At 70.1% G+C, this 8,067-nt stretch carries 7 protein-coding genes; 2 read left to right on the top strand and 5 right to left on the bottom strand.

Going from position 1 to position 8,067, the window contains the following annotated elements; genetic code table 11:
• The first annotated feature begins 60 nt into the window (after nt 1–60).
• Nucleotides 61–948 carry a YicC/YloC family endoribonuclease gene (locus JWR86_RS07735; protein ID WP_299563168.1) on the top strand — a complete coding sequence of 296 codons (888 nt, stop codon included), beginning with the start codon at nt 61–63 and terminating at the stop codon, nt 946–948.
• The gene (gene gmk, locus JWR86_RS07730; protein WP_299563165.1) at nt 945–1,622 is read left to right on the top strand and encodes a guanylate kinase; all 678 of its coding nucleotides are present in this window, start codon (nt 945–947) and stop codon (nt 1,620–1,622) included. Before JWR86_RS07735 ends, gmk begins: the two co-directional genes overlap by 4 nt.
• Here gmk and rsmA read toward each other — a convergent pair.
• The 5 genes from rsmA to JWR86_RS07705 form a co-directional block, all read right to left on the bottom strand.
• Nucleotides 1,568–2,464: a 16S rRNA (adenine(1518)-N(6)/adenine(1519)-N(6))-dimethyltransferase RsmA gene (gene rsmA, locus JWR86_RS07725; RefSeq protein WP_299563162.1), complete on the bottom strand. Its 897-nt coding sequence runs from the start codon at nt 2,462–2,464 to the stop codon at nt 1,568–1,570. The genes gmk and rsmA overlap by 55 nt on opposite strands.
• Complete coding sequence (gene pdxA, locus JWR86_RS07720) at nt 2,461–3,486, bottom strand: 4-hydroxythreonine-4-phosphate dehydrogenase PdxA (RefSeq protein WP_299563159.1); 1,026 nt, start codon at nt 3,484–3,486, stop codon at nt 2,461–2,463. Before pdxA ends, rsmA begins: the two co-directional genes overlap by 4 nt.
• 16 nt (nt 3,487–3,502) lie before the next feature.
• Nucleotides 3,503–6,076 (bottom strand): LPS-assembly protein LptD, encoded by a 2,574-nt coding sequence (locus tag JWR86_RS07715; RefSeq protein WP_299563156.1) that lies wholly within the window; start codon nt 6,074–6,076, stop codon nt 3,503–3,505.
• Between the two features lie 71 nt (nt 6,077–6,147).
• The gene (gene lptG / locus JWR86_RS07710; RefSeq protein ID WP_299563153.1) at nt 6,148–7,230 is read right to left on the bottom strand and encodes an LPS export ABC transporter permease LptG; all 1,083 of its coding nucleotides are present in this window, start codon (nt 7,228–7,230) and stop codon (nt 6,148–6,150) included.
• A gap of 7 nt (nt 7,231–7,237) precedes the next feature.
• A partial coding sequence (locus JWR86_RS07705) for an LptF/LptG family permease (RefSeq protein WP_299563150.1) occupies nt 7,238–8,067 on the bottom strand: 830 nt, incomplete at its 5' end.

The following is an 8,067-nucleotide window of genomic DNA, read 5'->3' as shown; positions in this document are numbered from 1 at the left end:
GGCGCGAGGCCGAGGCCCTGCCGCTGCCGCCCGGTTTCGAACCGACCCGCCGCTGACCCCATGCCTCTGAAATCCATGACCGGCTTCGCGCGCGAGGCCGGAGCGACCGGGCCCGTGCAATGGGCCTGGGAGATGAAGACCGTCAACGGACGCGGCCTGGAGGTGCGGCTGCGCGTTCCGCCCGGGCTGGATTCGCTGGGCGAGGAGGTTCGGCAGGCCGTGTCCCGCACGCTGTCGCGCGGGCAGTGCCACGTCACGCTCGCGCTGTCCCGGGGGCAGGGCGCGGCGCGTGTTCGAATCAACCGCGACCTCCTGGCGAGCCTGGCCGCGAGCCTGGCCGCTGCGGAGCGCCCCGCCGGGATCGGCCCGGCGACGCTCGACGGGCTGCTGGCCGTGCGGGGCGTCGTGGAGGTCGAGGAGGACGGCGACGACGCCGCCTTCGACGAGGCGCTGCGCCGTGATCTCCTGGATTCGGCGCTGCGCCTGGTCGCGGCGCTGCAGGGCGCTCGGGCCGGGGAAGGGGCTGCGCTCTCCGACATCATCACCGGGCAGCTCGACCGGATGGCGCAGTTGGTCGACGAGGCCGAGGCGTGCCCAGGCCGGCAGCCCGGGGCGATCCGGGACCGTCTTGCGGCCCAGATCGCGACGCTGCTCGACAGCTCGAAGGGCCTCGATCCGGCGCGGCTGCACCAGGAGGCGGCTCTCCTGGCGACCCGGGCCGACATCCGCGAGGAGCTCGACCGTCTCCGGGCCCATCTCGCCGCCGCCCGCGAGCTGCTGGCCCAGGATGCCGCGATCGGTCGGCGTCTCGATTTCCTGGCCCAGGAATTCGGCCGCGAGACGAACACGCTCTGCTCCAAGGCCAACGACGTCGCGCTGTCTCGGATCGGCCTGGAGCTCAAGGCCGTGGTGGAGCAGTTTCGCGAACAGGTTCAGAACGTCGAATGACCCCCACCATCGAACCCGCGGCTGGGCCTCTCGCCCCCGAGGTGCAGCGCCGCGGCCTGGTGCTGATCCTGTCCTCGCCCTCGGGCGCCGGCAAGACGAGCCTCACCCGGGCGCTCCTGGTCGACAAGCCGGCCGGCCTGACGCTGTCCGTCTCCGTGACGACGCGGTCCAAACGCCCGTCCGAGATCCCGGGCCAAGATTACGACTTCATCGACCGCGACGAGTTTCTCGCCCTGCGCGACCACGGCGACCTCCTGGAATGGGCCGAGGTGCACGGCAACTTCTACGGCACGCCGCGCAGGCCGGTGGAACGGACGCTGGGTCTCGGCGCCGACATGATCTTCGACATCGACTGGCAGGGCACCCGCCAGGTGAAGGAGAAGATCGGCGCCGACGTGGTCACGGCCTTCATCCTGCCGCCCAGCATGGCCGAGCTCCGTCACCGGCTCGAGCGCCGGGCCGAGGACAGCCGCGAGACCATCGCCCGGCGTCTCGACAACGCCCGGGTCGAGATCGAGCGCTGGTCCGAATACGACTACGTGATCGTCAACGACGATCTCGGGCGTTCCCTCGACAGCCTGCGGGCGATCCTGGCCGCCGAGCGCCTGCGGCGCGAGCGTCAGACCGGGCTCGAGGGATTCGTCTCGGGGCTCTTGTCCGAGCGGGCTGCCTGATCCGCATCCAGAGCCTGGGCGAGCGCTACAAAGCCCGCCACCGGAACCTGCTCGGCGCGCCACGTCTCCGGTAGGCCCGCCGCGGCGAGCAGCGGGCCGGGATCGCAGCCGAGCGATCGCAGGCTCTGGCGCAGCATCTTGCGGCGCTGCCCGAATGCTGCCGCCGTGACACGCTCCAGGGCGGCCAAGCGGCACGGGATGGGATCCGTCCTGGGCTCGATCTGCACCACGGCCGAGGTGACCTTGGGCGGCGGCACGAAGGCCTGCGGCGGCACCTCGAAGAGGACGCTGGCGCGGGCCCGCCAGCCCGCCAGGACGCCGAGCCGTCCGTAATCGGAGACTCGGTCCGGACCGGCCACGATGCGGTCCGCGACCTCGCGCTGGAACATCAGGGTGGCGCTCTGCCAGGGCGGGGGCCAGCTCGGCGTCGTGAGCCAGCGCACCAGCAGCGCGGTGCCGATGTTGTAGGGGAGGTTGGCGACGATCCGGGACGGCCCCGGCCCGAGCAGGGCGGCGGGGTCGACCGTGAGCGCATCCGCCTCCACGACCTCGAGCCGGCCCGGATAGCGCTCGGCGATCTCGGCCAGTGCCGGCAGGCAGCGCGGGTCGCGCTCGACGGCGACCACCCGGGCCGCTCCCTCCGCCAACAGAGCCCGCGTCAGGCCGCCGGGTCCCGGCCCGATCTCCAGCACCGTGTAGCCGGCCAAGGGACCTGCGGACCGGGCGATGCGGCCGGTGAGGTTCAGATCGAACAGGAAATTCTGGCCGAGCGCCCGCTTCGGCGCGAGCCCGTGCCGCGCCACCACGTCCCGCAGCGGCGGAAGGCCGTCGTGAGGAATCATCGGCGCGACAGGCGGGCGGCGAGGCCGATCGCGGCCAGCAGGCTGTCCGGCCGGGCGATGCCCTGGCCCGCGATGTCGAAGGCGGTGCCGTGATCGGGGGAGGTGCGGATGAAGGGCAGGCCCAGGGTGACGTTCACGGCCTCGTCGAACGCTAAGGTCTTGATCGGGATCAGCGCCTGGTCGTGATACATGGCCAGGACCACGTCGTAGCCGGACCGGGCGCGGCCGTGAAACAGCGTGTCGGCCGGCCACGGCCCCGTGACATCGATCCCCTCGCGCCGCAGCCGGTCGAGGGCGGGGCCGATCACCGTCTCCTCCTCGCGCCCCATCGCTCCGCCTTCCCCCGCATGCGGGTTGAGGCCGGCCACCGCGAGCCGGGGGTTGATGACGCCGAACCGCGTCCGCAGGTCCTGGGCCACGATCCGGGCCGTCCGGCAGATCAGCTCGTCGGTGAGCCGGCCCGGCACCTCGGCCAGCGCCAGATGAACGGTGACCGGGACCACGGCCAGGGTCTCGCACCACAGCATCATGACCGGGTGAGGGGGCTCCACACCGGGTTCCGCCGCGAGCGCAGCCAGGTACTCCGTGTGCCCAGGATGGCGGAAGCCGGCCTCGTAGAGGACATGTTTGGCGATCGGATTGGTGACGATCCCGGCGGTGCGGCCCGAGCGGGTCAGCGCAACGGCGGTCTCGATGGACAGCAAAGTGGCCGGCGCCGAGCGCGGGTCCGGCCGCCCCGGCTGGGCCACGACCTCCATGCCGATCGGCACGACCGGCAAGGCGTGCGGGAACAGGGCGGCGGCGCTGTCCGGCGTGGCCTCGGCTACGGGGACGGACCAGCCGAGCCTGGCCGCGAGCCGGCGCAAAAAGGCCGGATCGCCGAGCACGAAAAAGGGGAACTCGCGGCCGCCGTCGCGCCAGGCCCGCAGCGTGAGCTCGGGGCCGATGCCGGCCGGGTCTCCCTGGGTCACCGCCAGGGGAGGGCCGGACGGCCCGCCCGAGGCAGCGTGAAACTCCGCCATGCGGATCAGGGCCCGGTCAGCGCGACGCGATGCCGTCGGCCGAGGAGGCGGTGGCCAGGTTCTGAGACACCGAGCTCTGGCCGAGGGTGCGAAGTTCGAGCCGCACCATCACGGTGCGGTCGGATTCGCGCTCGCCGCTCGTCGCGAGCCGGGGCGTCATGGCGTAATTGATGCTGAAGGTGGTGCACTCGTCGCGGTAGCCGAGCGAAAGCCCGGTCTGGGCCACGGTGTAGAGGTCCGCCTTGCGGTAGGTGATGTTGGCGTTGGCGGCCGCCTGGCCGAACTGCGCCGCATAGGCCGTGTAGCTCGACGCGTAGGCGTCGCGCGTGTCGAGGTAGCGGTCGAGGTCGAACAGGACCGAGCCCCCGATGGACCAGTTCGGCGTCAGCTGCAGCGAGGCGGCGGGCTGGAGACCTTCGCGCCGATGGGGAATGCCCTGCAAGGGCTGGGCCTCGTAGCGGGCATAGGTCAGCGACGCCACGACCGGGATGTAGGGCTTCAGGTTGGCGACGGCCTGCGCCTCGAAGCTGTTGACGCGGAAGTCGTCCTTGTCGAACCGGCCCCGGGTGATCAGGGAAAAGTTGTCGGTCGGGTTGACCTGGATCCGGCCCACGAAGTCCGAGGCGCGCGACTCGAGGCCCGAGCCGAGCCCGGTCGCGAGAAGGTCGGGCTGCGCATACGAGTTGCGGCCGGCGAGCTGGTAGGACTGGCCGAACAGGGCATTGCCGGTCCAGCCGGAGGGCGTGGTGACGTTGTATTGCAGGCCGACATTGGCCCGCACGCCGCCCTCGGCCCGATCGTAGCCGGAGAACTTGTCCCAATCGAACAGCGTCGAATCGTCGAAGACGAGGCTGTGGGCATCCTCGTTCGGCAGGCGGCCGATCCGGCCTTCGTTGGACCGGGCGATGACCTGTCCGATCGGGGTCAGCGTGTGGGTGCCGTAGCGTCCCTGATCGGACACGAAGGGGTAGCGGTATTCGAGCCCCACCGCCGGGATGGCCCGGCCGACGAACTCGTCGCTTCCCTTGATGAAATTGGTGATCTGCTGGTTCTGGTACCCGGTCGTGTCGGGCCGGTTGAAGAAGCCGTCCGCCCGCAGATAGGTGAAGGGCGTCCAGCTCTGTCCGGCGTCGTCGATGAAGGTGCGGCGCCAGGAGGCCTCCGTCGAGACCCGGGCGAAATCGCCGGATAGGCCGCGCACCAGGCAGATGCCGCGCTGGAACACGGCGCAGCTCTCATACGCCGTCACCACGGGCGCGCCGTTGAGGCTGTTCCGGGTCACGAACGGGAAGCTCTGATTGCCCCGCACGGCTGGCGTGAACTGGGCGGCCTCGCGCGACACGTTGGTCACGTTGACCTGCAGGCGAGCCTCGCCGCCGATCGGCTCCGGCCCGTTCACGCGCTTGTCGTAGTCCAGCACCGGGGCGACCAGGGGCAGCTGCTTCTGCCAATCCGCGTAGGACAGGCCCTTGAAGTAGTAGCCTCGGAGATCGAAGAACGAGCGGTCGCCCTGTCCGCGCAGGTACATCTGCGAGATGGATTCCGCCAGAATGTAATTCGCGGCAAGGCTTTCGCTGCGGACCTTGTAGTTCTGCAAGAACCACTTGTCGGACAGGAGCGCGATGTCCCAGCCGTAATGCCAGCGCTCGTTGATGTTGAAGCGGCCGGTGGTCTCGAGCGAGCCGCGGGCCTCGCGATTGCCGGCGCCGAACGGTGCCGGCAGGAAGGCGCTCGGGCCCTGCTGGAAGATGCCGGCCCCGCGCAGGTTGAACGCGCCGGTCTCGAAGCGCTGCCGGTATTCGGCCTGCATCAGGAAGCCCTGACGGGACATCCCGCTCGGCTGCAGCGTCAGGTCGCGGTCGGGCGCGATGGCCCAGAAATACGGCACCGACACGCCGAAGCCGAGCGCCTTGGTGTGGATGTAGCGCGGCGCCAGGAAGCCGGATTCGCGCCGGACCGAGGGGTCGGGCGTGTAGAAATACGGCACGTAGGCGACCGGGATGCCGGCGAATTCCAGCGAGGCGCCTTCGTAGTAGATCCGGCGTTCCTGGTTGTTGTGGATGATGCGGGCCGCCTTGACCTGCCACAGCGGCGGCCGCTCGGGATCCTCCCGGCAGGCCTCGCAGGCCGTGTAGGTGCCGCGGTCGAAGGTGGTGGTCTCGCCATCGATCCGCTCGCCGCGGGCGGCCGAGAACCGGGTCGTCACGGGGCCGGAGCGGTCGCGCCCGCTCTGCTCCACGCGCAAGCTGTCGATGAAGCCCGTCTTGAAATCGTCCGTGAGCTCGAAGCGGTCGCTGGTCGTGACCGTCCCGTTCGCCTCGCTCAGCCTGACATTGCCTTCGGCATGGACCCGGCCGGTCTTGCGATCGTAGACGACGCGGTCGGCCTGGAGCGTGCGGGTGCCGTAATTGAGTTCGACGTCGCCGGTGGCCGAGACCGTGTTGCGGTCGCGGTCATAGACGATCTCGCGCCCTTCCACGAGCAGGCGGGACTTCTCCTCCTGGCCGGCCCTGCGCGAGAGCATGTCGCCGACCGAGCCCTGGGCAAGCGCGAGCGACGGCAGCCCGGCCCCGACCAGTGCCAGAGCCATCGCCCAAGTCCCGACGCTGCTCCGTCCAACCGCCATTCTGGCTCCTTGACGGCCGGCGCCGGCGAGCGCCATCAGCCGTCCTCCTGGTACAAGAGGGCAAGCGCCCCCAACAGAGATCCGACCACCGCCGGAAACCACGCCGCAACGGTCGGGCCGACGAGACCGGCCCCTCCGAGGTCGCGCATGACCTCCGTGACGACGTAAAGCACGAAGCCCGCGCTCACGCCACCGAGCACCATCTTCGCGACGCCACCAAACCGGAAAAACCTCAACGAAACGGATGCGGCCAGGAACACCATCGCCACGAAAAGGAGAGGGCGCGCCAGCAGGATATCGTATTGCAGGCGGTACCGGCTCGCGTCCAGGCCGGCGCTTTCCGCGCGCGAGATGGTGTCGCCGAGTCGCCAGAAGGACACAGACTCGGGCGGCGTGAAGGCCTGCCGGACCTGGCTCGCATCCAGATTGGTGGCCAGCAGGTAGGTGCCGTAGACCTGGGGCTCGTCGAAGGTGGTGGAGACCCGCGCGTTGTGGAACTCCCAATAGCCCTCACGAAGGATCCCGTCCGACGCCTCCACGCGCTCCAGCAGAGCGCCGGCCTGATCGAACACGAACACCGTGGTGGCGGCGACGGTGTTGGTGGCGGCAACGGCGGCTTCGGCCCGGATCACGGCCTGCCCGTCGAGGCTCTTCTGCCGGATCCAGAGCTCGGGACCGAGCCCTTTCATCTTTCGGGCAAAGACCTTGGCCTCGATTCGGGTCGCCTGCTGCTTCAGCGAGGCCGAGAGCGGATTGTAGGCCACCACGGACACGATCCCGAGGCCGACCGCGACGGCAAGGCCGGGCTGGAGGAACTGCCAGGCCGAAATGCCGGCCGCCCGGGCGATCACGAGCTCGAGCTTGCGGGAGAGCTGGAGCAGCGTCGCCATGGACCCGAACAGCACCGCAAAGGGCAGCACCTGCTCGGCGATGGACGGCGTGCGGTAGAGCGAGAGCTGCGCCATCAGCGCCGGGGTGGCGGCCGGGGTGTCGCCGGCGCGGCGCAGCAGCTCCACGAAATCGAGGGTGAAGACGAGGCCGAAGACCGTCAGAAAGACGAGCAGGATCGTCCGGACAAACTGTTCGGAGATATAGAGCCCGAGGGTCGCGCCGATCACGGTTGGGTCATGCCCGCTTCAGGCCGAGGCGGCCGGCGGCGTGCTGCGGCAGGCTGGCCGTCGCCTGCCGGGCCCGGGCCAGCCAGGCCGAGACCCGGGGGCCGCCCCCGATGAGCACGCCCGAGAGCAGGATGGCGCCGAGCGGAAGCCCGTACAGCGCGACCAGCGCGGCGGAACTGCGCACAGCCGCGCTGGACGCCGCGAACAGGCCGATGCGCAGCACGATCACGGCGACCACGGCGCTGGCCAGCGCCGTGCCGCGGCCCTGGCGCGTGGTCTTCGCCTGTCCGAGGGCCGCAAAGGCGATGAAGGTCACGGCCAGCGGGAACAGCCAGGAGGTCAGCCGCTCGTGCAGCTCCGCCCGAAAGCGCCCCCGGTTCCACTGGTAATAGGCGTCCGAGCGGTCCGGCAGCAGCAGTGCCCCCGTTGAGCGCTCGCGCGGCTTGTAGACGAGTTCGCCGGTCTCCTGGCTCAGGGCGGCGAGCCCGATCGCGTAGCGCTCGAAGGCCACGATGGAGCTGTCCGGCGTGCCCTCGCGTTGCCGGTGCACGCTGCCCTTCTCGAGGACCAGGTAGCTCTGCCCCCCTTGCTCCATGGTCTGGCCGCGCTCGGCCAGGTAGACAACCGTGCTGCCGTTATCGCGGCGGTCTTGCATGAAGATGCCGAGGAGAGCCTGCCCGGCGCGCTCGCGGTAATGGAAGGTGACGCCCGAATCGAGGGTCGTGAACTGGCCTTCCTGGGCGATGTTGGCGACGAAATCGGCCCGGATGCGGGAGATCAGATCCCTGAGCTCCTGGAAGCTCGACGGGATGATGTAGATCGTCAGGAGGGCTACCA

The sequence above is a fragment of the Enterovirga sp. genome (assembly GCF_028290205.1).
Taxonomy (GTDB): Bacteria; Pseudomonadota; Alphaproteobacteria; order Rhizobiales; family Beijerinckiaceae; genus Enterovirga.
This window is presented reverse-complemented; position numbering and strand designations above follow the sequence as displayed.

Excerpts from the sequence above, each read along its gene's own strand:
- JWR86_RS07735 (WP_299563168.1), top strand. The coding sequence starts at position 61 with ATGCCTCTGAAATCCATGACCGGCTTCGCGCGCGAGGCCGGAGCGACC.
- gmk (WP_299563165.1), top strand. The coding sequence starts at position 945 with ATGACCCCCACCATCGAACCCGCGGCTGGGCCTCTCGCCCCCGAGGTG.
- rsmA (WP_299563162.1), bottom strand. The coding sequence starts at position 2,464 with ATGATTCCTCACGACGGCCTTCCGCCGCTGCGGGACGTGGTGGCGCGG.
- pdxA (WP_299563159.1), bottom strand. The coding sequence starts at position 3,486 with ATGGCGGAGTTTCACGCTGCCTCGGGCGGGCCGTCCGGCCCTCCCCTG.
- JWR86_RS07715 (WP_299563156.1), bottom strand. The coding sequence starts at position 6,076 with ATGGCTCTGGCACTGGTCGGGGCCGGGCTGCCGTCGCTCGCGCTTGCC.